This is a genomic window from Gardnerella sp. DNF00571G (assembly GCF_049262695.1).
GTDB lineage: Bacteria > Actinomycetota > Actinomycetes > Actinomycetales > Bifidobacteriaceae > Bifidobacterium > Bifidobacterium piotii.
The window spans coordinates 566,456-591,907 of the sequence record NZ_CP058396.1 but is presented as its reverse complement, the minus strand read 5'-3'; the positions used below and the strand labels follow the sequence as shown (position 1 = coordinate 591,907).

At 40.9% G+C, this 25,452-nt stretch carries 24 protein-coding genes; 2 read left to right on the top strand and 22 right to left on the bottom strand.

Annotated features, from left to right (window positions below):
- Positions 1-83: 83 nt before the first annotated feature.
- From HXT30_RS02515 to HXT30_RS02495, 5 genes are all read right to left on the bottom strand, one after another.
- Positions 84-677, bottom strand: a complete 594-nt coding sequence (locus HXT30_RS02515) for a DUF4097 family beta strand repeat-containing protein (protein WP_075038783.1) — start codon at positions 675-677, stop codon at positions 84-86.
- 433 nt (positions 678-1,110) lie between these two features.
- Positions 1,111-1,434, bottom strand: coding sequence for a type II toxin-antitoxin system RelE/ParE family toxin (locus tag HXT30_RS02510; RefSeq protein ID WP_422111770.1), 324 nt, complete (start codon positions 1,432-1,434; stop codon positions 1,111-1,113).
- Positions 1,434-1,736 carry a type II toxin-antitoxin system RelB/DinJ family antitoxin gene (locus HXT30_RS02505; RefSeq protein WP_004133089.1) on the bottom strand — a complete coding sequence of 101 codons (303 nt, stop codon included), beginning with the start codon at positions 1,734-1,736 and terminating at the stop codon, positions 1,434-1,436. The genes HXT30_RS02510 and HXT30_RS02505 overlap by 1 nt, the downstream gene beginning before the upstream one ends.
- A 456-nt stretch (positions 1,737-2,192) precedes the next feature.
- Positions 2,193-2,765 (bottom strand): DUF7010 family protein, encoded by a 573-nt coding sequence (locus HXT30_RS02500; RefSeq protein WP_422111769.1) that lies wholly within the window; start codon positions 2,763-2,765, stop codon positions 2,193-2,195.
- Between the two features lie 628 nt (positions 2,766-3,393).
- Positions 3,394-4,041 carry a zinc ribbon domain-containing protein gene (locus HXT30_RS02495; protein ID WP_422111768.1) on the bottom strand — a complete coding sequence of 216 codons (648 nt, stop codon included), beginning with the start codon at positions 4,039-4,041 and terminating at the stop codon, positions 3,394-3,396.
- 241 nt (positions 4,042-4,282) lie between these two features.
- On the opposite strand from HXT30_RS02495, the gene HXT30_RS02490 reads away from it, so the two are divergent.
- Both HXT30_RS02490 and HXT30_RS02485 read left to right on the top strand, forming a co-directional pair.
- A complete protein-coding gene (locus HXT30_RS02490; RefSeq protein ID WP_018615718.1) occupies positions 4,283-4,483 on the top strand; it encodes a helix-turn-helix transcriptional regulator in 201 nt (66 codons plus the stop codon).
- A gap of 1 nt (position 4,484) precedes the next feature.
- Positions 4,485-4,934: a hypothetical protein gene (locus HXT30_RS02485; RefSeq protein WP_422111767.1), complete on the top strand. Its 450-nt coding sequence runs from the start codon at positions 4,485-4,487 to the stop codon at positions 4,932-4,934.
- Positions 4,935-5,524: 590 nt separating this feature from the next.
- Here the strand turns inward: HXT30_RS02485 and HXT30_RS02480 are convergent.
- The 17 genes from HXT30_RS02480 to HXT30_RS02400 all read right to left on the bottom strand — a co-directional run bounded on the left by HXT30_RS02480 (position 5,525) and on the right by HXT30_RS02400 (position 25,400).
- Complete coding sequence (locus HXT30_RS02480; RefSeq protein WP_422111766.1) at positions 5,525-6,361, bottom strand: HAD hydrolase family protein; 837 nt, start codon at positions 6,359-6,361, stop codon at positions 5,525-5,527.
- A gap of 129 nt (positions 6,362-6,490) precedes the next feature.
- Positions 6,491-6,739, bottom strand: a complete 249-nt coding sequence (gene secG, locus HXT30_RS02475) for a preprotein translocase subunit SecG (protein ID WP_004115170.1) — start codon at positions 6,737-6,739, stop codon at positions 6,491-6,493.
- A gap of 120 nt (positions 6,740-6,859) precedes the next feature.
- Complete coding sequence (gene tpiA, locus HXT30_RS02470) at positions 6,860-7,657, bottom strand: triose-phosphate isomerase (protein ID WP_422111765.1); 798 nt, start codon at positions 7,655-7,657, stop codon at positions 6,860-6,862.
- Positions 7,658-7,761: 104 nt separating this feature from the next.
- Positions 7,762-8,967, bottom strand: a complete 1,206-nt coding sequence (locus HXT30_RS02465; protein WP_004133082.1) for a phosphoglycerate kinase — start codon at positions 8,965-8,967, stop codon at positions 7,762-7,764.
- Positions 8,968-9,222: 255 nt separating this feature from the next.
- Positions 9,223-10,161 (bottom strand): DNA-binding protein WhiA, encoded by a 939-nt coding sequence (gene whiA / locus HXT30_RS02460; RefSeq protein ID WP_415701274.1) that lies wholly within the window; start codon positions 10,159-10,161, stop codon positions 9,223-9,225.
- 184 nt (positions 10,162-10,345) lie between these two features.
- Positions 10,346-11,194, bottom strand: coding sequence for an RNase adapter RapZ (gene rapZ / locus HXT30_RS02455; protein WP_080649803.1), 849 nt, complete (start codon positions 11,192-11,194; stop codon positions 10,346-10,348).
- A gap of 110 nt (positions 11,195-11,304) precedes the next feature.
- Positions 11,305-12,456, bottom strand: coding sequence for a shikimate dehydrogenase family protein (locus HXT30_RS02450; protein WP_415701275.1), 1,152 nt, complete (start codon positions 12,454-12,456; stop codon positions 11,305-11,307).
- Positions 12,457-12,516: 60 nt separating this feature from the next.
- Entirely contained in the window at positions 12,517-15,021 is a 2,505-nt protein-coding gene (locus tag HXT30_RS02445) for a primosomal protein N' (protein WP_422111764.1), read from the bottom strand.
- 39 nt (positions 15,022-15,060) lie between these two features.
- Positions 15,061-16,287 (bottom strand): methionine adenosyltransferase, encoded by a 1,227-nt coding sequence (metK, locus tag HXT30_RS02440; protein ID WP_415694086.1) that lies wholly within the window; start codon positions 16,285-16,287, stop codon positions 15,061-15,063.
- A gap of 155 nt (positions 16,288-16,442) precedes the next feature.
- Positions 16,443-16,727: a DNA-directed RNA polymerase subunit omega gene (gene rpoZ, locus HXT30_RS02435; RefSeq protein ID WP_115793962.1), complete on the bottom strand. Its 285-nt coding sequence runs from the start codon at positions 16,725-16,727 to the stop codon at positions 16,443-16,445.
- A 117-nt stretch (positions 16,728-16,844) separates the two neighbouring features.
- Positions 16,845-17,459, bottom strand: coding sequence for a guanylate kinase (gene gmk, locus HXT30_RS02430; RefSeq protein WP_016635440.1), 615 nt, complete (start codon positions 17,457-17,459; stop codon positions 16,845-16,847).
- Between the two features lie 22 nt (positions 17,460-17,481).
- Positions 17,482-18,381, bottom strand: a complete 900-nt coding sequence (gene pyrF, locus HXT30_RS02425) for an orotidine-5'-phosphate decarboxylase (RefSeq protein ID WP_016635439.1) — start codon at positions 18,379-18,381, stop codon at positions 17,482-17,484.
- 3 nt (positions 18,382-18,384) lie between these two features.
- A complete protein-coding gene (gene carB / locus HXT30_RS02420) occupies positions 18,385-21,780 on the bottom strand; it encodes a carbamoyl-phosphate synthase large subunit (protein ID WP_422111763.1) in 3,396 nt (1,131 codons plus the stop codon).
- A 29-nt stretch (positions 21,781-21,809) separates the two neighbouring features.
- Positions 21,810-23,024: a glutamine-hydrolyzing carbamoyl-phosphate synthase small subunit gene (carA, locus tag HXT30_RS02415; RefSeq protein ID WP_016784993.1), complete on the bottom strand. Its 1,215-nt coding sequence runs from the start codon at positions 23,022-23,024 to the stop codon at positions 21,810-21,812.
- A gap of 192 nt (positions 23,025-23,216) precedes the next feature.
- The gene (gene nusB, locus HXT30_RS02410; protein ID WP_422111762.1) at positions 23,217-23,732 is read right to left on the bottom strand and encodes a transcription antitermination factor NusB; all 516 of its coding nucleotides are present in this window, start codon (positions 23,730-23,732) and stop codon (positions 23,217-23,219) included.
- A 26-nt stretch (positions 23,733-23,758) separates the two neighbouring features.
- Positions 23,759-24,322 carry an elongation factor P gene (gene efp, locus HXT30_RS02405; RefSeq protein ID WP_004130995.1) on the bottom strand — a complete coding sequence of 188 codons (564 nt, stop codon included), beginning with the start codon at positions 24,320-24,322 and terminating at the stop codon, positions 23,759-23,761.
- 127 nt (positions 24,323-24,449) lie between these two features.
- Entirely contained in the window at positions 24,450-25,400 is a 951-nt protein-coding gene (locus HXT30_RS02400; RefSeq protein ID WP_422111761.1) for a hypothetical protein, read from the bottom strand.
- Positions 25,401-25,452 lie beyond the last annotated feature (52 nt).

The following is a 25,452-nucleotide window of genomic DNA, read 5'->3' as shown; positions in this document are numbered from 1 at the left end:
TCCTCCTTTATCGGTATGTCTATATACGCTCTAATTCCAACTTATATCAAGTTTTATTGCTTCTTTTTTGATCTATATGTCTGCTACTTCGCAATAGCTTTCCCATTAAGACAGTGCACCATGTAATGCGCAAATCCATCGTTTTTACAATTTACCTTCTTCTTATCTGAAACCTCGGTGACACCATTCTCACAATCTACTTCAAGGCTTGCATCCTTGGTGATTGTTCCTTCTAAAATACTCATGCCATTTAACGTATCAAGCGTACAAACATGAGTTACTTCTACGTTTGTTGCTGAAGCCGACCCATTATAACATTTAAGAAAGACATCATCCGCCTTCAAATTAACAACTTCTACCTTGCCATTGTTCACTTCTACATAAAGCTTACCAATCTCAATATCCGTGATGAGCACTTGATTAGAATCAGATTCAACCTCACAAACTTCCACATCATGTGGCAAACTCACAACAATTTCAGGCATACCCTGAGTAAGCCACCTCACCCAATTCGAAGCTGAGACTTTTTTAGTTTGAATAAGCCTTATAACATTTTGCGCTTCCTCAACCCTCAATATATCTTGTTCACAGTTAACAAAGCTCACACCAAAGGTATCAGCACGTTTCACCGTTAAACGAACATCTTTCGTCTCTGCGATAAACTTCTTATTATCCATTCCTTAAGCACCTCCTCGTGCACATACTAATAATCAGGTTTCATTTTACCTTTTGAGCTATATTTTCCCACTTCACAGGGTGGGTGCAAAGTGGGTGCACTTTTTAACGTTAACATCCTGTGCACTCGACCCTAGAGCGTAGACATCTTCCCTCATACAGCCAAACTGTGCTCAAAAACCACGCCAAGCCAGCCTAAAGCAGCCACTCATTAAACCTTTTAACGATAGCCCTCGCAAACACCTGCTATACAAGGGCAAACTTGCACCCACCTAATTAGCCCTAGACATCAATACGACACTCTCAACGTAGATTGAGATAACTCCGAGTATAGCTACACTTTTTTGAGTGCACACTATGGATATTGGGTGCACTTTTTAACGATAGGAAAAGCTATCGTTAAAAAGTTTAAGATTGGCTTGATAGCGCGTTACATTACAATTCTTCCAGTTGTTTAGTCTGGTCTCTTCTCACGTAGATAACCGCGAGTATTTGAACTTCTTTTCTACTATCATCAACACAAAAATAAACGTAATAATTTTTTACGCGTATTCTTCTAAAACCAAGTTCACACCACGGCTGCTCACTAATTAACTTCACACGATAAGGCATCGTCTGCAAAGACATCATTTCCGACTTCAACAGCTCGAGCATTCTTTTAGCCACTATCGGTGCTTGTAACTCCGTGGCGATATATTCTCGAATAAGTGCAAGATGCTCTTTCGCCTGACGAGTGACTTTTACCTTATACTCATCCATTAAAGACCTCGTTCAAGATCTTCAAAAACATCATCTATCGGATAACTATCACCACGAACCGCCTGATCATAACCTTTAGCCATCAACGCGTTAAACGTTTTCTCATCCATATCATCTTGTGCTGGAAGAGACTTTGGAATAGTAAGCGAAAACGGAATACCCTTATTAAGAATGATTTGACGATAAAACATGTCAATAGCCGTAGCCCTAGGAACTCCAATCGTTTCCAGAATCTGCTCCGCCTGCTGCTTAATATTTTCTTGTATTCTCACATTCACATTCGCTGTCTTAGTAACTGCCATATCAATCAACCTCCATACACACATCATAAAATACTGTATCGCATATTGCAACACAATTTATATGAATAAGATCCCTCAGCTGCCATACATGTTTTTCGTGTTCGTGTTACCTTCGCATTGCCTTTGTATTACCGCTTTTTATAGCACGGTCAAGTACCATGATGCCGGAGATAACTCCATCTATTCTATAGGTTGATTTTTGAACATAAGAATAGACTAAAGAAAATTCAATAGTCTGGATTTTATAATATCTCCACATGAAATTGAGTGGTCTAGTTTCATCACGTGTTGGATACAACGAAAACTTACCCTTAAACTATGAAGCTATTTCTTTGAACTCTGAAAATTTAACCTTGAATTCTGAAACCTTTTTGGGCATCAAAAAAGACGGTATTACTACCGCCTTAATCATTTACACATAACGCTTTTAGATTTAGATTTCTATTTCATAGAAACTTAATCCTTGCTAAGCTCTACAAACTGGGATTTGTTGTAGTTATCTCCCATTTTCTTTAATTCCATATGTAATACACAAGCAAATACTATCTCAATAATACATGCCGCAACAGCAACCGTTGTGCCGTTTAATGCACATCCTAAAATCAAGGAAATCATCGGAATGGAAATTGCAGCAACTGTATATCCCTTTGATTTGTACAGCCATGAATACGGCAGTAAATGTGCGCCAAAGACCATTGCATACACCATAATCATCTTTTCCGGAACCGCACTAAACACCCACATAACGATTAATAAATAAATCATTTGATTTAGGGTGAAAATGAAGCCTAATTGTCCAAGTGGATTTTGTTTTGAAAAGATATCCACCTTTATAAGGTTACCAATGAGCCAAGCCAGCGGTAATAATGGGCATGAACAGCAAAATACCAATAAATTTTTCATATCCACATTGATATCTAAAATTGACACAAGTACTATCAGAAGCCATATAATCACCGATGCCATGATAAATGGCAATCCTTTTTTCTGCTTTATGATGATATCATTCCTCAATTCATCTAAGCTCATTGATTTCTCCTTCAAATGCTAATTTATACAATCTGATATTCAACGTCGTGGCAGTGTAAAGGCACTACGGTGATCAATCCAAAACATAAGTGTTTCAAGTATCAAGGTTTGAGACTCCGCTTTAGCCTTCTGATTTTCTTCTTCCTCTCCACCGAATTCAATGATCATTGCTCCGGCATCAACGCGTATTCTGCGCCTTTCGAGACTCAGATAAGCGTAATTGTATCATGATCTATGTTTTCATAATTTATGTAAGAGAGTACATCTTCGAACTGCTCTAATGGTATCCCGGCTAATGTTTTCGGCTGATTGTTCTGTCCGAACATAAACAGAAATAATGTTTATGTAACGATCTCTTGCCATAATAGCGGGATTCATTAATATCTTTCATCTGAAATTATATGCTCTATTCCACTATGGATTGAGAGAACTCCAAGTATAACTACACGTTTTTGAGTGCACACTATGGATATTGTGTGCACTTTTTAACGATAGGAAAAGCTATCGTTAAAAGGTTTAAGATTGGCTTAATAGCTTGATTTCTGAGCATAAAAACAAAAAACAGCCTAGAGATGATTCCCCTAGGCTGACTTTTGTAACATTTCAAACACTCACATTCTTTTGGCTTTTACGATGCCCTTTCAATATCCACACTAATCTCTGATTTAAAAGTTATACTGAACCTGTCTTCGTAAACTTTTATTTTCTTGATGTACTTTCTTACCAGCTTCTCGTCATACTCACTAATATCGTGACGCTCACTTTTCAGAAAATCTTCCATTTCTCTGGTTCGTCTTTTAGCATCTTCTTGACCTGCTTTTTCTATAAGAAGCTGCTGTTTCTTACCTTTAAGCTCATCAATCTCATCAGCAGTTTTCGTGTAGTCTTTTTTAGCTTTAAGCAAGGTTAGTAGTATCGCTTGTTTATCTGCAATTCTTTTATCAACCGTTTCAATCTCGTTTAAGTTATTGCCCGCGATAATTTCTCTAATATTATTCTTCAACGTATCCAATACTTCATCCGATATACTAAACACCTTGTTTATGGCTTTCACTATGGCAGATTGCAGTTCGTTCTCTTGTACTGTCGGAGCATCGCAAGCACTAGGACCATTTTCCACTCTGGTGCAACAACGCCAAACAACAGAACGCACTCCTCGATTGTTCCAAGCAATTCTTCTGTAAATATCCCCGCATTTAGAACAAACACATAAACTGGATAAAGCGTACTTACTGGAATAAACTCTACTTTTTTTATTCTCCTCACCACTAAACATGTTAGCTCGTCTTACCATTTCTTCTTGAACTTTAAAGAAAATATCTCTTGGAATAATCGAAGCGTGGCTATCTTTTACATAATACTGTGGTTCTGTTCCATCATTTTTTATACGAACATGGTTGATAAAATCTGTCGTCTTTTTAGTTTAAGAAATTATAAAAAAGCAAAGTACGCTTGACAAAAAAAGCAAAGCGAGCTATACATTATATGTAAAGTTAACTTGCTGTTGAAGGAGGAAAATGAAAAATACAATTTTTCGATTAAGAAAACAGCATAAAATAACTCAAGAAGAATTAGCAAATGAAGTTGGAGTTACAAGGCAGACCATAACTTCCATTGAAACTGGAAAATATATAGCATCACTGCCGTTGGCTTTTAGAATTGCTAAGTTTTTTGATACAAGTATTGAAGAAATATTTAGCATAGAGGAGGACGATTAATATGAACAAATTAGAAAAATATAAAAAAGAAATAGGATTTAGAATTACTATTTTAGTCTTATTATGTATGGTTGCCTTACTCGCAGTTATTATTGGAAATGTTTACTTAAAATATAAATTTCCATTAAAAGAAGATGTGACAGATTATGTAGTAGTATTTTTTATTGGACTTGAACTTGTATCTGTATTCTACATGTCAATGCTTGGTAGAGCATATAGAAATATAGATATATTGGAGAAGATGTATACTAAAGAAACAGATGAGAGAATGATATTAATAAGGATGAAGTCAGGATCAAATATAATACCTATATTCTCAATGGTTATTGTAATAGTTTCTTTAGCTGTAGCATATGTAAGTTATGAAGCCTTTTTAGCGTTAATAATAGTTGCATTTGTACAAATAATATTTTCTAAATTATTAAAAGTATATTGGTCAAAAAAGATTTAAAAATATCATATTAAAGGTATTAGACGATAGACAGTTAAAACTCTATCGTCTTTTTTTATACTCAAAATTAGGAGGTAAAAATGGTAAGGATAAGAAGCCACACTTAAAACAATTTAATATATAAGACATTTAGCGATTGAAATATAAGTTCAGTCGCTTTTTTAATTGAAATTTATAGATTAAGGAGAAGAAATTAATGGATAGAGAAATGATAATTTAGCTGCCTAATCTTCGATTGTCGCTTGCCCGTTCATGAGCATAGGTAAAAGCCAATCACGGAGAGCTATCAAAGCTCTATTTTCGCGTTGATTAGACGATATAGTCGTATAAGCAGGCATAGCAATTCTATTAAACACCTTAAGTTCAATCTCATTTGGAATATAAATGGGTCGATTATTAACTAGTGGTTTATCACAAGAAAGTACAGCATCACCACTAATGAAAAATGGGTATTATCCATTGAGATCTTTAGCTACTCCGACTTTAATGGTAGATTTCTTCTCTTCACTGATAATGTCACCAAGCTTTCCGTTTGACTCTCTACGAAAGAATTCGTCACACAACTTCGCCAGTAACGAAAGGTGGGTTATTTACAATCTAGTAAAAAGATTTGAATTAAGCCAGGTAGCAACGCCATTATTGTTGTTGGAATCACAAACCTCGTCCGCAATCGCAAGCAACCGAGGATTACTATTCGCTACCGCTACACCGTATCCCCCTGCGCGGAACATGTCGATATCTATAATATCGTCTCCAAAAACGACTGTGCGACTAGGCTTTACACCCAAACGATTGCAAATAACGTTCAAAGCATGCCCCTTGTTTGCAAGAGGATTCGTAAGCATCCACAAAACATCTTCGCTAATGTGTAGCGAAAAATCGGTTGGAAGAATGCTCTGAAGTTTTTCCTTCTCACTCTCTCGAGGAACAATAATAATCTTGTCTGCAATGCCACTTGGAACATTAGAAAAATCGGTAATAACAAAATCCTGCTCGTTCCAAAGCATACGAACATCAAAATTAGTGTAACGAACATCGTTCATAACAATGCCAATGCGAAGCGTAGGAATCTCATTAAGCAAGCGCAAACACACACTACAAGCATGTTGAGAATCAAATCCAAAACGCGTAAGAGTATCAAGGCTTCTTTGCGAAGTAAGCTCACCTATCGCGCTGTGAGCACAGTCAAAATCAATAAGAGCACCATTAAGGTACGCGCAAACTTGAGCATTCAAATCGTGAATAAAATCAAAAGCACTTCCAACAGGTCGAGCAGTAATAATCGCAAGCGGAATTCCACATTCACTCAAACGCTTAGAAGCGCTAACAGTTTCTTGGCTTAAATATCTGCTTTCAAAAGCATTAGCATCATGAAGCATAGTGCCATCAAGATCTGCTACCACAAGAGAAGGAGAAAAATGAAGCATAACAATAACCTAATGTATTTTAATTAGTCTAACATCTTCTAACATCTTAAAAAGCATAGCAAAATATACGCCTGCTCTGCTTATAAAACAAAAGCGCGCAATCTTTCGACTACGCGCTTAAAAGAATACTTAGATAAGTGAGAACTTAGTCATAAGATTCAAGGCAACAATAACAGCCACCCAAATCAAAGCTATGATAACAGTCCAACGATTCAAGTTCTTTTCTGCAACACCAGAGCTACCAGCGTTCTTCGTTAAACCGCCGCCGAACATATCGGAAAGGCCGCCGCCCTTGCCCTTGTGCATCAAAATCAACAATGTTAACAAAATGCTGGTGAGCACAAGCAACACTTGCAAAACAATTTTCACAGCGGACACAAGTAACCTCCTGTTTTTGGTACTCTGTAAAGCATAGTAAAAGCCATTGACCTATGCGCTAAATATATGTTGAATCAGAACTAAATAAGTGCTAAATCATTCACTAAATAAGCGCTAAAATCATTCGCAATTTTTATAAGACGCGAGTTTAACAATAGAAGCAAGCTCTTCAACTTCTAAAGACGCTCCTCCAATAAGGAATCCATCCACATCTGGCTCACTAATTAAGCTTGACGCATTAGAAGACGTTACAGATCCGCCATAAAGAATACGCACGGAATTTGCAACATTATCGTCAAAAGTGCGTCGCAAATCGTCCCTAATCGCAAAAGCTGCCTCTTGAGCAGATTGAGCTGTAGCAACCATGCCAGTTCCAATAGCCCAAACTGGTTCGTACGCAATAATCAAACGCGCTGCCTGCTTAGAGTCTAAGTCGCGAGTAACGTCGTGAACTTGACCAACCGCAAAATCAAGCTCTATACCTTGCTTGCGCTCCTCGAAGCTTTCGCCAACGCATAAAATTGGTTGCATTCCAGCTGCAAGAACAGCGCGCACTTGGTCAACAATATTCGCATCGTCTTCTGGATGATACTTTCTACGCTCGGAATGGCCTACAATCACCATTGAGCAGCCAAGACTTGCAAGCATATCTGCAGAAACGTCTCCAGTAAACGCGCCTTGAGTTGTAACGGAAACAGCTTGTGCTCCGTAAAGAATAGGAATATTGCTGGATTCAACTAAAACTTGTACGCTTCTTAAGGATGTAAACGACGGCATAAGCGCAATATCGCATTTTTTGCAATCAAAGTGAGAATCGCAAAGCATCCACCAGAATTTTTGAATAAAATGAGTGGCTTCGAGGTGATTGAAATTCATCTTCCAATTACCTGCAACTAGCGGTTTTCTTTTACAAACCATAATCACCCTTAAGAATTGTTATAAAGATAAAATTAACATTATGCCGACCTCGATTTACAAAATGAATTCATAAAATCGAAGCCGGCACAATATCTTAAAGTTATTTACTCAAGCACGCTCAAGCCTGGAAGAGTCTTACCTTCCAAGAACTCGAGAGAAGCGCCGCCACCAGTGGAGATGTGCGAGAAGCCATCTTCCGCAAATCCAAGGTTACGAACTGCAGAAGCGGAATCACCACCGCCAACAATAGTGAAAGTACCGTTCTTAGTGGCGTCAACCAAGCCCTGAGCCACCGCACGAGTACCAGCAGCAAACTCTGGAACCTCAAATACGCCCATAGGACCATTCCACACAACAGTCTTGGAATCAACAATCTTATCGTGGAACAGCTTTTGAGAATCAGGGCCAATATCTAAGCCCATCTTGTCTGCTGGAATAGCATCCGCTGGAACAACTTCTGGAGCAACTGGAGTGTCTCCTGCTGGGAAGCCAGCGTTCACAACAATATCGGTTGGAAGAACAAGCTCTACGCCATTCTTCTTAGCGGTTTCAATGTATCCCTTAACTTTCTCGAGCTGATCTTCCTCAAGCAAAGAAGTACCGACTTCGTGACCCAAAGCCTTAAGGAATGTGAACACCATTCCGCCGCCAATAACAAGGCGATCAGCCTTAGAAAGCAAGTTTTCAATAACGCCGAGCTTATCGGAAACCTTAGATCCACCAAGAACTACTGTCAAAGGACGCTCTGGATTTTCGGTTGCGCGAGAAAGTGCCTTAACTTCCTTTTCAACAAGCAAGCCCGCAGCAGCTGGAAGATCGGCAGCAACATCGTAGTTAGAGCCTTGAGCGCGGTGAACAACGCCGAAGCCATCGGAAACAAAAACCTCTCCAAGAGCAGCAATCTTCTTGGCGTAAGCTGCGCGCTCAGAAGCATCCTTGCTGGTCTCTTCGGCGTTAAAGCGCACGTTCTCAAGCAAAACAACGTCGCCATTGTTCATTGCAGCAACCTTAGCTTGAGCATCTTCGCCGTAAGTATCTGCAGCCAAAGCAACATTTACACCAAGAAGTTCACCTAAGCGAGCTGCCACTGGAGCCAAAGAAAGCTCTGGAACAACCTGACCCTTTGGACGGCCAAGATGAGCCATTAAAATAACCTTGGCGCCCTGCTCGCGCAAAGCTTTAATCGTTGGCAAAGCAGCCTTGATTCGACCGTCGTCTGTGATAGTCGTGCCCTTAAGAGGAACATTAAAATCGGCACGAACGAGTACGCGCTTGCCGCTCAAATCTCCCAAATCTTTAAGTGTCTTCATTGGTATCCTTTCCAAACCATGATTCAACCAATCATGATGGCGAATTTAACAAGAAAAAGACGAAAGCAAAGCTAAAACGTCTATAAATTCCACAAACGATTATACCGCATATACGCAACAAGCACGCACAAAATCAACAGAAAGATTTACATAAAAATCAACACCAAAATCGCGCGATAAAAAAATGCCGCATACTTTGTGTATACGGCATTTAATCAAAATTAGTAACTACAAAAGTTAATTCTAGAGTTAATTCTACATTCTAGATTTTTCGACTTTAGCGCAAAGTTGCAAAAGTCTACGAATTCGACCAGCAACAGCATCTTTTGTGATTGGAGGATCTGCCAAATGACCAAGCTCTTCCAAGCTTGCATCACTGTGCTTAAGTCGCAACTTGCCTGCCATCAAAAGATTTTCTGGAATATCGTCCCCAAGAACGTCGAAAGCGTGACGAACCTTTTCGCAAGCTTCTGCAGCAGCCTTAGCACTCCTGCGCATATTTGCATCGTCGAAGTTTGCTAAACGATTAGCTTTTCCTCTTGCTTCGCCATCAGAACGCTTGCCAGTCCATTCTCTAGAAGACCTTGGAGCGCCAATCAAATTAAGCATACGCTCAATTGCATCTGAATCGCGCAAAGTAACGCGCTCGGAGCTTTTAACTTTACGAGCCTTTGCGCTTACACCCAAACGTGCAGCCATAGCTTGTAGAGCTGTTGCAGCTTCGTGAGTTGGGCAAACAATCTCTAGATAGCTAGCTTTTCCAGGATCCGATATAGCGCCGTGAGCTATAAACGCTCCCCTCCACGCGGCTTTAATTTGTGCAATGCTTCCGCTAACAATTTCTGGAGCTAAGCCTGCAACAATGCGCATACGTCGATCCAGAAGACCAGATTGCAATGCTAAAGCTGCGGCTCCTCGATCAACAAGAACCTCGTAACGAGTAACAACACCCGTAGGCGTTTGACGAGAAGCTTGAGAAATCTTAGCCTCCCGCTGGAAATAAGTCTCAAGAACGTCTACGAGCCATTGTGCTGCATTTTGCGAATCAAACTGTGCTCTAATTACAGCTTGATTATTAACTGGCCTTAAACCTCCAGCAAAACGCATCATCGCTGCAGCTTGAGCCATAATAACCGCTGGTTGGTCACTATTATTTGCGACGAGTTCGTTCTTTACGTCGTCAAGAAGAGCCAAGGGAAACCTCCTATTTTGTTCTTCTTAAAGTATGCGTTGGGATTCTTGCAAGATGCCATTGCACGATGCTAAAAACATCTACATGCTCGGCTTTCTGTAGTACCCAATGACTTGGACATTTTACCTTTTAATATTGCTTTTTATATTACATAACACCGTAGGAGAAAATGCATTATTTGTTAAATCATGCTCTAGATCTCATCTCTCTAGCAGACACTGTAACTTGTAATCCTCTAGATTTTAATCGTTTTGCAAGCTCTATGCTAATAGCTACAGACCTATGCTGGCCTCCTGTGCATCCAATTGCAATAGTTACATAGTGCTTATCTTCTTTTGCAAAACCATCGATTGCTGTAAGAAGAGCTTTCTCGTAGGAATCTAAGAATTCCATTGCGGCTGGGTTTTTAAGAACATAATCGCTAACAGCTTTATCTTTGCCAGTTAAATCTCTAAGTTCTGGAACCCAAAATGGATTTGGCAAAAATCGCATATCTGCCACAAAATCGGCATCCATAGGCATTCCATACTTAAATCCAAAACTAAAAATATGCACAGATACAGTAGAAGACCCTTTTCCAAGCAAGCCTTCGTAAAGCTTAGTTGAAAGTTGATGAATACTAAGAGTAGAAGTATCGATAATAATATCCGCGCAATCCTTAAGATGACTTAAAAGCTCGCGCTCTTCTAAAATGCCATCAATAAGTCTCCCGCCGCGTTGCAAAGGATGCGGCCTGCGCACAGACTCATATCGCTTAATAAGCACAGAATCGGAAGCGTCTAAAAATAGTATTCGAGTTTTTACGCCCAAATCATCTATATGGCCCAAAACAGCAAAAAGATCGTCAAAATATCCACGCGATCTTACATCAATCACTGCTGCAAGCTTATGCACTTTAGAGCCAGAAGACGTCATCATATCTACAAGCGGAATCAGCAGCTTTGGAGGAAGATTATCAATAACATACCAGCCCATGTCTTCCAAAGCATTTGCAGCATGCGATCTTCCAGCGCCACTCATACCCGTAATAAGCATTACTTCAAAATCGCTTGAAACATGCGCATCTTGGCTACTTAAAGAAGCATTATTTGATTGCAACTTAAAAACGGAATTATGAGATTGCATTTCTAGATTATTCTCATCGCTCATAATGCCTCCTGCAATGCTTTTTCCATGCGACTTCTTATGTAATCGTAATCTGTAGCCTTGATGGATTTATGTTTGATTATACAAGAATCATCGCTTGAATCATCGCTTGAATCATCACTCGAATGCCTATACTCAAAAGTCATAAGTTTTACTTGATCTAATGCCTGATATAAAAGCATTTCTTCTCCACCAATACCAATGCCGTATTTTCTCCAAACTTTAAGCATCTGGCTTGGTCGAGGACTGTAAACAACGTCTAGCAAAGCTCCTAAATATTTTATTGACTTTTCCTTGCAATATTCACACAAAGCGAGCGCTAATCCGTCTGCTACATGAGCTGGAACAGTGCTTATAACAATATCTGCGTTTGCAATTGCTTCAATTGCATCCAATGAAGAAATAGATTCTAGAATGTGAGATTTATCACATTTTTCTATATCTTGTAAATCGTCAATTTGTAAATCGCGCGGTTGCAAAGGCTCAATCGTAGGAAATTCTATGCCGCAAACAGGCTTGTAATCGCGCTTGTTTTTAAGCTCCAAATTCTCTGGCTCTATTCTTCTGCTATTTGGAAAATCCGAGTTATATTTATCTACTAAATCATTAAATCTGCTAACGCTTTTAACAGTTTTTCCATCGCTTTGCAACCTTGCAATAACACTAACTTTGCTCAATTTTGAGCCTTGAGCAATTTCTATTAAAGCTGCCATTGCAGAAGACGCTGTGTTTCCGCTGCCAATAATAACCGCACTTTTGGCGTTTAATATTTTAGATTTTAGAGCGCGCACTAACGCCATTACAATCCCATTTACATCTGTATTACAAAGCTCAATCGACTCAGGGTTTTCTATGCATGGCTTTTTACTAAACACAGCAGTATTTGCAACTCCAAGCGTTTTTGCCCAATAGTCGCAAGCTACACCTAGGCTCATAATCGTTTTTTTAAGTGGCATTGTAAGGCTTAAGCCTTTCCAAGAATCATCAAGATGCGCAATAAAATCTTTTAAGTCTTCTTCACTAACTTTTTCTTTACTATAATGCCAATTATTTAAGCCCAATGCCTTATATGCAGCATTGTGTAGAACTGGAGACAGAGAGTGCGATATAGGATTGCCCAAAACCGCGCAATTGTAGCATTTTTCAACCATTTTAACCTCTTTATTTATAAGCCTTTATTTGCGAGCCTCTATTAACAAGTTTATGCGATTTTACAAATCCTTAGGATCTACACTAAATTTTAATTCGCCACTTTTTCGCATTGCAAAATGCTTTGCGCATTCTTTTTTCAAACGATTAACTAATTCATCTCTATATTCTAATGGCACTCTTACAACTGCTTTAACTCTATCGTTTAATTCTTCAAATCGTTGAGAATTTTGCTCACGCAATGTTGAAGGAGGCTTCATTGGAACAATTCCAAGTAAAGGCGGAAGATATTCGGACTCACTCGAATCGCCAGAATCTTCGCTCGAATCGCCAGAAACCACAGAGTTATTATTTTTAGTTTCGACTTTTAACATTGGAAGATTGCTAGAACTATCTAAATCGCCATTTTTGCTTGCGACTTTTGCAATGTCTTCATTAATATCTTCACTAATGTCTTCACACGCATAATCGCCCATTGCACCAATCGCATTAAGCATATCTACAACAGCTTGCCTAAAACCCCATATTCTTGCAACGCAAACAGACGGAGGCAAAAGCGCATCTTCTCTTTCTTTAAGCTCTTGTTTAGAAAGAATCGAAGAATCCCACTCCTCTAACGATTTAGCGAGAACATCATAAGTTTCTCCCAAAATAAGCACGCTTCCGTCTCTGCTTTTTGGAGCACACATAGAAGCCGCTTTCATCCATGCGTTCAAAGTGTCGATTCGAGCATCTAATCCCGTGCTGTAAAGACTCGTCCACGCGTCTAAAATCGCAACAAGACCATATTCCCCGCAAGAATCTTTAGAATTGCTTAAAACACGCGGCTGCGATCCAAGCGCGCTAATAACAATCATCGGCTTTTGCTCAACCCACTCAACAACACCGCTTTTTTGTTTTGCAGAAGAAACAATAATTGGAACATCCTTAAAAAACTTAAACACTTCTTTAGCTGTAAAATTAACGCCTATATGAACAGCTTCAATCGCTCCAGAATTACTAGAACAATTCGAGCATTTCCAACCTATTGCAATACTTCCACACCACGCGCATTTAGGAGCAGAACCGTCTAAGGGCAAGTCAAGCGGACCAGTGCAACGTTTGCAACGAGCAATACAATGGCACTTTTTACACGCAGCTTTTTGAATAGCACTGTCTTGGCATGTGGCAAGCAAAACAGGCATTTTAGCGTCTAAAGTTTGTCTAATCGAAGTTAGCGCAGTGTACGGTATTCTAGAACCTACACTCGGGTCATTTATTTTAGTCAAATTATTTGAATTTAAAAGACGAACCCAAGGACTTGCATTTTGAACAACAGACTTAAAAGGCGTAACCTCTACTAAATGGCCACTAACCGAAGGAGCTAATTTTTTGTTTTCAACTTCGCTTTGACTAATAACGCTTCTTGCAAAAGACATTGAAACAAATACGCCATTATGATTTTTTGCGCGCAATCGCATAACGCCTCTAGCTTGTGCGTAAGGCATCATGCCGTCTGCATACTGATATGCGCTATCTTCTACAATCACAAAAAGCGCTTGCGACTCAACTGGCGCATACATTGCAGACCTTGTTCCTAAAACGCACGGAACAATGCCCTTTTCTATAGCTCTCCACGCTCTATACCTATCTGCTGGAGAATCATAAGCACAAAGACGAGCAACATCTCCACTTAAAGCGCCATTAGAATTTTGAGACTTTTTATAAGGCTTAAGACCGTAAACCATAAGCGAGCGCATAACATCGCTCACTTCTCGAATCGTAGGCAAAACAACAGCAACTTGACGACCAGCGCTTATAGCATTTGCAATAATCCACGCTAAATCTTGCGCCCATCTAAACGCGCCTGGTAAAGCATCTACAAGAAAAGCTTTGTAAGTATTCGTTGTGCTTAACGTAAAGTCATCTTTAGAATGCAAATAATAAGGTTTTTGAACGTTTTCTAGCGCTTGTTTTAACAAGTCCGCGTTTTTGTAAGACGCAAACATGCGAGCATCGGTTGTTTTTATAAGATTTTCCGATTCGCTATATTGATTCTGTTGCCAATCATCTTTTGATTTTAGGCTTTTGCGAAAATCGATGGTCCATTTTTGCCTTTTAGACATGTGAATATCGTCTAAAAAATTCTCTTTATCTACGCCAGCGATTCTTTTTGGCAAAGCTAGCCGAATAATATTCGCTCTAGTTCCACCATAAGCTTCTGCAATTGACGAAATATCTTGCATAAAAGATTTAGATGCAACTTTTTCGCTAGAAATAATTTTTTCAATAAACTTTAGGGAAGATTTTGGCGTTTCGCTTGAATCGCTTCTGCTCCATATAATTCCGTTAACTCGTCTTGCGCCGAATTTTACGCGAACCATAACCCCTGGCTTTGCGTCTTCATCTTGCGATTGGCTAACAATGTAGTCGAAAGTTTTTCCAAGATGAGGTGCTTGAACGTCTAAAACAACATGCGCAATCGCACAGTTACTCGCTTGGATTGGTGTTGAACCACCCTTTTTGCGCCTGTGCGATTTTTTCGCTAAACCTTCAAGAGAAGGCTGCAACGAAGACTGTTCAAGCATTAATAATCCTTATAAAATCAATCCTTATAAAATTTCAAATCATTTTTTTAACGATTTTACCTCATTTTTAATCTGTTCAACACGATTCAACTCTTCCCAAGGAAAATCAACATCACTTCTGCCAAAATGACCATAAGCAGAAGTCTTCGAGTAAATTGGTCTAAGCAAATCAAGCTCGTCTATAATCGCAGCTGGTCGCAAATCAAAGACTTTGCGAACGATTGCAGAAATATCCGAACGCGTAATTCCATTAGCTTCTGTTCCAAAAGTTTCTACATTTACGCTAACAGGCTCCGCAATACCAATCGCGTACGCGACTTGCACTTCTACTTTGTGAGCCAAACCTGCGGCAACAAGATTCTTAGCAACCCAACGCGCGGCGTATGCTGCAGAACGATCTACCTTACTAGGGTCTTTTCCAGAAAAAGCTCCGCCACCGTGATGAGCGGCTCCGCCATAAGTGTCTACAATAATCTTTCTGCCAGTTAATCCTGAATCTGCAGCAGGCCCGCCTAAAACAAACGACCCTGTAGGATTTACAAGCATTCTATAATCACTATAATCAACGCGATTTTCTAAGACTTTACTAAGAACAGGCTCTACAACGTTTTTAACAAGCTGTTCTCTAAGCCAATCAACGCTTACATTAGGGCTATGTTGAGTGGAAATCAAAACAGTATCTAAGCGAATAGGCTCTAACTTTTCGTTATACTCGATTGTTACTTGCGTTTTTCCATCTGGTCTAAGATTTGGCACAATCCCAAACTTTCTAACATAAGATAAGCGTTGAGCAAGACGATGAGCAAGATATATTGGAAGAGGCATATAAGTGTCTGTTTCGTCGCTAGCGTAGCCAAACATAACGCCTTGGTCGCCTGCTCCTTGACTCTTGTAGCGTTCTTCTTTAGACGCAAGATTTTCGGATTCTAAATCTAATCTAGAAACACCTTGATTTATCTCCGCGCTTTGCTCAGTTAGCGAAACCATTACTCCGCAAGAATCGGCATCTAAGCCAACCGAAGAACTGTTGTATCCAACTTCGCGCACAACTTTTCTTACTATTCCAGGAATATCTGTGTAAACTTCTCCCCTAACTTCGCCAAAAACAACAAATTGGCCTACGCAAGCGCAAACTTCAACAGCAACATGCGCATGAGGATCTTGACGAAGCATGTCGTCTAAAATTGCATCCGCAATCTGATCGCAAAGCTTATCTGGATGACCTTCCGTAACAGATTCTGCAGAAATAAGTTTAGACTCTTTCATAATTCCCCTTTATAACTTTATGACTTTATAAATCAAGCTAACTCTATAAATCAAGCTAGCTCTATAAATCGCGCATTAAAACAATCGCAGCCGCATACCCGCACGCGATTGTAAGCGCAAGGATAATACGGCTGCAATTAAACGAAAAAGAAAACTTAGTTTCCTTCGTTCACATCGTCTTCACCAAGCTTCTCTACTAGCAAACCCTTATTAATCTCGCGGAATGCAATAGAAAGAGGCTTTTCTTGGTTCTTATACTCAACAAGAGGACCGACGTTTTGCAACAATCCTTCGTTAAGCTGTGTGAAATAAGAATTAATCTGCCGTGCTCGTTTTGCGGCAAACAAGGCAAGCGCATACTTGGAATCCGCATGTTGCATTAAATCATCAATAGGCGGATTTGCAAGTCCCGAAGGTGTTGGCTTAGTGCCCAATGCCATAATGTTCTCCATATTCTATGGTGCCACAATAGTTTCCAAATAGTCAATTGTAAGCTATTGCAAGGATATTCAAAACACTAATCAAAATTAAACTAAAGTGATTGGAACTAATCTAAACTAATCTAAATCGTATTCTTTAGCGATTATATTCCAAAGCTCGTCTGCAGCGCGATTAGCATCGTCATTAACAATCACAAAATCAAACTCACTAGACGCAGCAATTTCCACTTTTGCTGTTTGCAAACGCTTAGCTTGCTGCTCAGGAGTTTCTGTGCCTCTACCAATAAGCCTACGCTTAAGCTCTTCAAAGCTAGGAGGAGCAATAAACACGTACACAACTTCCAAACCAAGTCTAGAAGCCTCTTGCTTTACTCTTCTAGCTCCTTGAAGATCAATCTCTAGAAGCGTTGGAACATTTTGAGCAAGATGATCCAAAACTGGCTTAAGAAGAGTACCATAGTGAGCCATTCCGTGAACAAGAGCAGTCTCTAAAAATTCGCCGTTCTTTTGTCTTCTAGCAAACTCTTCTTCGTCAATAAACCAATAATGAATGCCATTAAACTCGTCGTAACGAGGCTTTCTTGTAGTCGCAGAAACAGAAAGCCAAATATTAGGGTGTTTTTCGCGCAATACCCCCTCAACAGTGCCCTTACCAGCAGCAGTAGGACCAGTAAGAACAATCAATCGCCTTTTAATGGATTGCGTACTTTGTGTATTGTCTAAACTAACCATATTTGACTCTCTTAAATCATTTTTATGAATCCATTAAAGCTTGACGAATATCCCAAGCTATTCGTTCAGTTGCATTAGATAATGCACCAATATCTGGACCATGCGAAGCAATAGACCTAGAAACAGTTACTAAAACGTTTCCGTGAGTTCCAGCAAAAACCGTTTTCAAATCGTTAGCTTCCGCACCCTGCCAGCCGTAGCCTGGAGAAAGAATAGGGCCAGTAAAACTCGTTAAATCGATTCCACCGCCGTTCATCCAATCTCCAATAGTAGCTCCAACAATCAAGCCAACAGAACCCATGCCCTTTGTATTGTTGTTAAAAGTTTGAGCAGTTTGAGCAATACCATGAGCAACAGTTGTACCACGGTATGAACCAGTTTGGCGAATTGCTGTTTGCAAACTAGCGCCTTCGCGATTAGACGTTAGCGAAGCAATAAACACACCCTTGCCATTATTAAGAGCCTCATTAATCAACCCACCCATTGACCTAGCTCCGTAATACGGAAGAAGCGTAATTGCATCTGTAAGAAGAGGCGCATCTGGCTTAAAATAAGCATCTGCAAGAGCGGAGATTGTTGTAGACAATCCACCATGACCGCAATCAACAATAGTGATTACATCCATTTGCCTTGCAGCGTACAGCACTCGTTCGAGCGCTGCGAACCCCTTAGACCCGTAGCGCTCGAACATGCTTGACTGGAATTTTACGGCAGCAGCTCTGCCGTTCATGGCTTGAAGCATACGCATGGAGAACAATTCCGCTCCTTGAGCGTCCATATTGTATCCCCAATTAAGCAGCATTTTGCGGTGCGGATCTATACCAACGCATAATGGCCCATATTTTGCCATAGCGTTTTTTAGACGCAATCCAAAATCGGATCTTTGCGCCTGCAATTCCTGCTCTCGTATGCTTTCGGTCATGTATTAAGCCCGACTTTCTTCGTTTTCTGCCTTCTCGATTGCAAACAGTTGCTTTGCGTGCTCCTGAATGCTCATCACTTGGTAATCGTTGTTCTTAACGGCTTCTATAGCCATAAGAACTGGTGCAAACTCCGTAATTGTAGTGAATTGCGGAAGGTCTGCTGCAACAGCAGCTGCACGAATAGCATAACCATCCGTACGCGACCCTCTTGAATTCGGCGTGTTCAGCACCATATCAATCTTACCATTTTCAATCAGCTCAACCACGTTTTTGCCGATTCTTTCATGCGAAGGCTCATCATTTCGCACATCCTTCGCCGTGTCGCCTTGGCTAGAAAGCTTATCAACAATAACGGAATCAATGCCATAGCGTCGAAGAACAGATGCCGTACCTTCTGTAGCCCAAATAGTAAATCCAAGTTCTACTAAGCGCACTGCGAGTAATGGCAATTGCCTCTTATCTGCATCACTTACAGACACAAACACGTTTCCACTTGTAGGTAAACCGCCCTTGTATGCTGCAAGCTGACTCTTAGCAAAAGCATGCGGGAAGTCGCGGTCAAAGCCCATAACTTCTCCAGTAGAGCGCATTTCTGGTCCTAGCAAAATATCAACCGTGCGACCAACAGGCGTGCGGAAACGCTTGAAAGGCAAGACGGAAGCTTTAATTGCCACTTGCTGGCCTGGGTGAATATCTCCACCATCTCCCTTTGGAAGAAGAAGACCGCGCTTTCGCTGCTGTGCGATTGTTTCTCCAGCCATAATTCGAGCAGCAGCTTTAGCAAGAGCAACTCCCGTAGCTTTAGAAGCAAACGGAACAGTTCTAGACGCTCTAGGATTTGCCTCAATTACGTACAAAGTGTTTGCCATAAAAGCGTATTGAACGTTAATAAGACCACGAACCGAGCATCCGCGAGCAATCGAAAGCGTGCCTTCCCTAAGGCGGCGAATTTGATCGTCGGAAAGCGTGCTTGGAGGAAGAGTGCAAGCAGCATCGCCAGAGTGCACACCAGCCTCTTCAACATGCTCCATAATTCCGCCAATATAAAGCTCGTTGCCGTCGTAAAGCGCGTCAACGTCAATCTCAATAGCGTCTTGGAGGAACTTATCAATCAAAAGCGGCGAAGGCAAGCGACCAGAAACAACAGTGTCTGCTCTAGCTTCTTGCAAAGCGCGATCTACGTATTTTGCAAGCTGAGCATCGTCGTACACGATTTCCATGCCACGACCACCAAGCACGTAGCTTGGTCGCACAAGAACCGGGTATCCGATTGCGTGAGCAGCATCTTTAGCTTCTTCAAGGCTTAAAGCAGTGCCGTAGCGCGGAGCATTCATGCCTTCTTGGCGAAGAACCTCGCCGAAAAGCTCGCGATTTTCCGCCAAATCAATGGCCTCAGGAGTCGTTCCCAAAATCGGAACTCCTGCAGCCTTAAGGCGAGCTGCAAGCGAAAGTGGAGTTTGGCCGCCAAGTTGCACAATCACACCTTTAACTGGGCCAAGCTTCTTTTCTGCTTGATAAATCTCAAGTACGTCTTCGAAAGTAAGCGGCTCAAAGTAGAGGCGATCCGACATATCGTAGTCTGTAGAAACTGTTTCAGGATTGCAATTAACCATGATTGTGTCGTAATCCTTACCCAGCTCTTGCACAGCATGAACGCAAGTGTAGTCAAACTCAATACCTTGGCCGATTCTATTCGGGCCAGATCCAAGAATAATCACAGCTTCGCGATTGCGCGGCTTAAGCTCACTTTCTTGAGCGTAGCAAGAATAGTAGTAAGGCGTTACAGCGTCGAATTCGGCAGCGCAAGTGTCAACCGTTTTGTAAACAGGATGCAATCCATACGCCCAGCGAAGCTCTCGAACCATGTTTTCGCCTTCGTCTCCAAGATTACGCAAATGCGCAATTTGAACATCCGAAAGGCCAGCAAGCTTAGCGCTCTTTAACACTTTTGGCGTCAAGTTTTCTGCTTCACGAACCTCTAAAGCTGTTTTATTGATTAACGAAAGCTGCTCAACAAACCATGGGTCGATTTTTGTTGCGTCAAAAATCTGCTCTGGAGTTGCTCCGCCCCAAAGCGCGCGCTGAATTTGCAAGTAGCGATGCTCTGTTGGCATGTGTATTTCTTCAAGAAGTCTATTAACTTCTTCTTTGCTCGGGCGCTCGCCGTCCCAGTTAAAGCATGCGTGGCGCTTATCGATTGAGCGCATTGCTTTTCCAAGGGACTCCTGGAAGTTTCCAGCCAAAGCCATAGCTTCGCCAACCGACTTCATAGAAGTTGTAAGCGTAGTGTCTGCTCCAGGGAACTTTTCGAAAGCAAAGCGCGGAATCTTAGTTACAACATAGTCAATCGTTGGCTCAAAGCTTGCAGGAGTCGAACGCGTAATATCGTTTTGGATTTCGTCCAAAGTGTATCCAAGCGCAAGTTTTGTAGCGATTTTTGCGATTGGGAATCCTGTTGCTTTAGATGCGAGCGCCGAAGAGCGCGAAACTCTAGGATTCATTTCGATTACGATTATGCGGCCTGTCTTAGGGTTGATTGCGAATTGAATATTGCATCCACCTGTATCAACTCCAACGCCTCGAATAATCGCAATACCAATATCACGCATCTTTTGATACTCGCGATCTGTTAGCGTAAAGCACGGAGCAACAGTAATCGAGTCACCAGTATGCACGCCTACAGGGTCAACATTTTCGATTGGGCACACAACAACAACGTTGTCTTTAGAATCTCGCATAAGCTCCAGCTCAAATTCCTTCCAGCCTTCAATGCCTTCTTCAATAAGCACTTCGTCTGTTGGAGAATAGTGGATGCCAGCTCCCGCAATACGGTGTAATTCTTCTTGATTGTGAGCAATTCCAGAGCCTAAGCCGCCCATTGTAAAGCTTGGACGTACCACTACTGGGTATCCAAGCGTTTCAACAATCTTGTCTACTTCTTCAATTGAGTGAGCAATAAAGGATTTTGCGCTTTCTGCTCCAGCTTTTTCTACGACTTTCTTAAAAAGCTCACGATCTTCACCGCGATCAATTGCTTCCAAAGATGCGCCAATAAGCTCCACATTGTACTTTTTTAGGATTCCTGCACGCCCCAAGTCCATTGCAGCATTAAGCGCAGTTTGGCCGCCTAGCGTTGGAAGAAGCGCGTCTGGCTTCTCTTTAGCAATAATGCGCTCCAAAATCGCCGTGTCTATTGGCTCAATGTATGTTGCATCTGCAAGCTCTGGATCCGTCATAATCGTAGCAGGATTAGAGTTTACAAGGATTACGCGGATTCCTTCTTCGTGAAGCACTCGGCAAGCTTGCGTTCCCGAATAATCGAATTCTGCAGCCTGACCAATTACGATTGGGCCAGAACCAATCACCATTACAGACTTAATATCATCGCGTTTTGGCATTATAAATTCCTTTTATCTCTTTATACCTACTATTTTTCGCTCTTATTCTTGTGATTTTGCATAAGTTCTACAAAGCGATCAAACAAGTATGATGCGTCGTGAGGTCCTGCGGCTGCTTCTGGGTGATATTGCACAGAAAAAGCTGGAATATCAAGGCATTGCAAGCCTTCTACAACATTGTCGTTAAGATCTACATGAGACACTATTACGCGACCAAAATGGCCATTTTCGTAAGGCGATTGAACAGTTTTGCCAATAGGAGCATCTACAGCAAATCCGTGATTATGAGCCGTAACTTCCACTTTTCCAGTAGTCACGTCTTTTACAGGCTGATTTATGCCACGATGACCAAACTTAAGCTTGTATGTTCCAAAGCCGAGCGCGCGACCAAGCAATTGATTTCCAAAGCATATTCCAAAGAATGGGTATCCTGCGTCTAACACGTTACGCAATAATTCCACTTCGCGATTTGCTTGAGCAGGGTCTCCAGGGCCATTCGAGAAGAACACGCCATCTGCGTTAAGCGCTTGAAGCGATTCAAAGCTTATTGAAGAACTTACAACGTGCACACGGCATCCACGCTGCGCCAAACGGTGAGGAGTCATGGCTTTTATTCCAAAGTCAACAGCTACAACAGTGTAAAGAGGCTCTTTGCCTTCATAATCCCCGCAAGGCTCAATCGTATAAGCTTCTTGCGTACTAACTTCGTCTGTTAGTCGCAAGCCTTGCATTTGAGGAGTTTCTTTAATCTCATTTACAAAAGATGAGACTGTGCGAATTGCTCCAGTAGTTTTATCTATAAGAGCATCATTAGAAAAAATGCCGGCACGCATAACGCCAACTGAGCGTAAATGTCGTACCAGCATTCTTGTATCAATACCACTGATTCCTACAATACCTTGTTTTTCTAAATCATCTTCCAAGGAACCAGTGGCTCTCCAATTGCTAACATTTGGACTTGGAGCTTTTACCACATATCCTGCAACCCATATTTTTGACGACTCTGGGTCTTCGCCGTTTATTCCCGTGTTTCCTATGTGTGGGAACGTTTGAACAACTATTTGTTGATCATAACTTGGATCAGTAAGTGTTTCTTGGTAACCAGTCATTCCTGTAGAGAACACGATTTCAGCGCGTGTAGAACCTTTTGCGCCAAATGGTTTACCAACGTAAACTTGCCCGTCTTCCAATACTAATACTGCATCATCAGTGCCGAATCCGGCGAAGGTGTCGTTATAGTCCACCTTAACCCCCTTATGGCTTTAGGTTATTCGTGGCAAGTCTACTCATATTGGCGGACGGCGACGCGCCGATGGATTACAAAACAAAAATCCGCCTACTTTTACAAGCAAGCGGATTTACATGTTTTACGACTATTTTGCAAAAGACTATTTTGCAAAACTAAAATCTGAATCTAAATCTGACTTTACAAAAGACTAATCGTTTTCTTGCGATTCTTGCGATTCTTCTGCTTCACCAGATTCACCAGATTCACCAGATTCACCAGATTCACCAGATTCACCAGATTCACCATTAAACTTAGCCAAGCAAGCGTCTTTGTCGGAAACAATTGCGCTTAAAAGACCATGAATAAAGGTGATTGCTTCATCGTCACTATATGTTTTAGAAAGAGCAATTGCCTCATCAATCGCAACTTTATCTGGCACTTCGTCGTTTAGAAGAATCTCCCAAACAGCAATGCGCAAAATATTGCGATCAATAACCGCCATTCTTCCAACTTTCCAGCCTGTTGAATAGCGATTTAAGGTTTTATCAATCCTATTTCTGCGCTCTCCTACTCCGCGAATAATATCAACAGCATAATCTGGAAGAGGAGTTTGCGCGCCTGGCTCTTTCAAACGTTCGTCGAGTAAAGAAAGAATATTCTGACTTTTCTCGTCTGCCTCATAAAGAGTGTTCAATGCCCTCTTTCGAGCAGTGGAGCGTGCCATATTAGCGTCCTTTTTATAAGTTTTTACTAGTTTTCGCGACCAAGGTAAGAGCCGTCACGAGTATCGACCTTAACCTTTTCGCCTTCGCCAACAAAGAGTGGAACCTGAATTTCGGCGCCAGTCTCAACTGTTGCAGGCTTAGTGCCAGCGTTAGAACGGTTGCCTTGCAAGCCTGGCTCAGTGTGAGTAATCGTCAAAATTACAGACGCTGGAAGCTCTACGCTCAAAGGAGTGCCATCATGGAAGCTAACAATGCAATCAGTTCCTTCAAGAAGATACTTGCTTTGATCTCCAACCAAATCCTTAGGAATATAAACCTGATCGTAGGTTGTCATATCCATAAATACAAAGTTATCGCCGTCTTCGTAAGAGTATTGCAAAGTACGGTTATCAACGGTCTCGAACTCCATCTTCATGCCGGCGTTAAAAGTCTTATCGACAATCTTGCCCGAAAGCACGTTCTTAATGGTGGTACGAACGAAAGCAGGACCTTTGCCTGGCTTTACGTGCTGGAACTTAACAACTGTCCAAAGCTGACCTTCAAGGTTCAAAACCGATCCATTTTTAATATCATTGGTAGTCTGTGCCACGAGTTATCCGTTTCTTTCGCTAATAAAGCTGCAATGCGTGCAGCTAAGAAATAAACCTTGCTTATTATGCCACAAAGTGTCAACTAATTAAAATAACAACTAAAATAACAACACGCATTTAACGCAATTATTCGTTACTCTGATTGTCTTGTTCCGACGAGTCTGAGTTTTGACTACGACCCATTGGAATATAGCCACCTTGATCATCCTTAGGATGTGGAGCATCAAAAGGATACCCATTGCCATCTCTGCTTAAAAATCTATCGCTCACTTTTTTAATTCTATCTTCATACTGGCTTATAACAGCTTTTATTTTTTGATAAGCCTGCTTTAACTCTGTATAATTATTGCTGCTTTTAGCAAGAGCATTCCCTGCATCATTAATAGCATTTTCTAGGCTTTTAGAAGCATCAGCTAAAATAGGCAAATTTTTAGCTTTTTCTACAAGCTCTCTAGCTTTTTTAACAAGATTTAACAATTGATCACCAAAAGCAGTTCTGCTAGTTTTTAGTAAATTCTTTGCATGCGTTTTAACAGAATTAGCATCTTTGTGCAAAGAATCCAATTTGTCTGAAAGCTTATTTTCAACTGTTGTAGAATCGTAAGAATCCGCGCCAAGTGGGCATGCTGGAATATCATCATTTAAGTCATCATTAGCGTAGCTTAGAGAAGTTTCAAAATCGTCCGCTGCGTCTTTAGCGGCATCAAAATCTTCATCAAAATCAGCAGCTTTTATGCTAGAAGCATCTTTAACTTCTTGACTCGATACAATTTTTTTAAGCTCTTCTTTAGCATTGATTACTTTTTTGCGCAATTGAACGCAATTTTTAGAAGGCTCACTCGCTTTTAGACTAGGCTTAGAGTTATTAGCAAATAACACAAACCATAATACGGCAACAACTCCGATTGATATAAGAGATGCACAAACAATAACAGCAATAGCTTTTTTATCACTTAATAAAGAGTTGTTTGAATCATTATTAGAGGAGCCAAAAATGTTTTCTGGCTCGTAGGCATCTTGATTATTAAAGGAAGCGATATCATCCAAATCTTGATATCCGTTATTATCTTCTTTCATAATCGCCATCCTCTTTAACAAGACTTACGCATTAATAAAATAGTAAGAACAC

What these genes read in the sequence shown, in the direction of transcription:
- HXT30_RS02515 (WP_075038783.1), bottom strand. Translation starts at nt 677, where the DNA reads ATGGATAATAAGAAGTTTATCGCAGAGACGAAAGATGTTCGTTTAACG.
- HXT30_RS02510 (WP_422111770.1), bottom strand. Translation starts at nt 1,434, where the DNA reads ATGGATGAGTATAAGGTAAAAGTCACTCGTCAGGCGAAAGAGCATCTT.
- HXT30_RS02505 (WP_004133089.1), bottom strand. Translation starts at nt 1,736, where the DNA reads ATGGCAGTTACTAAGACAGCGAATGTGAATGTGAGAATACAAGAAAAT.
- HXT30_RS02500 (WP_422111769.1), bottom strand. Translation starts at nt 2,765, where the DNA reads ATGAGCTTAGATGAATTGAGGAATGATATCATCATAAAGCAGAAAAAA.
- HXT30_RS02495 (WP_422111768.1), bottom strand. Translation starts at nt 4,041, where the DNA reads ATGTTTAGTGGTGAGGAGAATAAAAAAAGTAGAGTTTATTCCAGTAAG.
- HXT30_RS02490 (WP_018615718.1), top strand. Translation starts at nt 4,283, where the DNA reads ATGAAAAATACAATTTTTCGATTAAGAAAACAGCATAAAATAACTCAA.
- HXT30_RS02485 (WP_422111767.1), top strand. Translation starts at nt 4,485, where the DNA reads ATGAACAAATTAGAAAAATATAAAAAAGAAATAGGATTTAGAATTACT.
- HXT30_RS02480 (WP_422111766.1), bottom strand. Translation starts at nt 6,361, where the DNA reads ATGCTTCATTTTTCTCCTTCTCTTGTGGTAGCAGATCTTGATGGCACT.
- tpiA (WP_422111765.1), bottom strand. Translation starts at nt 7,657, where the DNA reads ATGGTTTGTAAAAGAAAACCGCTAGTTGCAGGTAATTGGAAGATGAAT.
- HXT30_RS02465 (WP_004133082.1), bottom strand. Translation starts at nt 8,967, where the DNA reads ATGAAGACACTTAAAGATTTGGGAGATTTGAGCGGCAAGCGCGTACTC.
- rapZ (WP_080649803.1), bottom strand. Translation starts at nt 11,194, where the DNA reads ATGCTTATTACGGGTATGAGTGGCGCTGGAAGATCGCATGCTGCAAAT.
- HXT30_RS02450 (WP_415701275.1), bottom strand. Translation starts at nt 12,456, where the DNA reads ATGGTTGAAAAATGCTACAATTGCGCGGTTTTGGGCAATCCTATATCG.
- HXT30_RS02445 (WP_422111764.1), bottom strand. Translation starts at nt 15,021, where the DNA reads ATGCTTGAACAGTCTTCGTTGCAGCCTTCTCTTGAAGGTTTAGCGAAA.
- metK (WP_415694086.1), bottom strand. Translation starts at nt 16,287, where the DNA reads ATGAAAGAGTCTAAACTTATTTCTGCAGAATCTGTTACGGAAGGTCAT.
- rpoZ (WP_115793962.1), bottom strand. Translation starts at nt 16,727, where the DNA reads ATGGCATTGGGCACTAAGCCAACACCTTCGGGACTTGCAAATCCGCCT.
- gmk (WP_016635440.1), bottom strand. Translation starts at nt 17,459, where the DNA reads ATGGTTAGTTTAGACAATACACAAAGTACGCAATCCATTAAAAGGCGA.
- pyrF (WP_016635439.1), bottom strand. Translation starts at nt 18,381, where the DNA reads ATGACCGAAAGCATACGAGAGCAGGAATTGCAGGCGCAAAGATCCGAT.
- carB (WP_422111763.1), bottom strand. Translation starts at nt 21,780, where the DNA reads ATGCCAAAACGCGATGATATTAAGTCTGTAATGGTGATTGGTTCTGGC.
- nusB (WP_422111762.1), bottom strand. Translation starts at nt 23,732, where the DNA reads ATGGCACGCTCCACTGCTCGAAAGAGGGCATTGAACACTCTTTATGAG.
- HXT30_RS02400 (WP_422111761.1), bottom strand. Translation starts at nt 25,400, where the DNA reads ATGAAAGAAGATAATAACGGATATCAAGATTTGGATGATATCGCTTCC.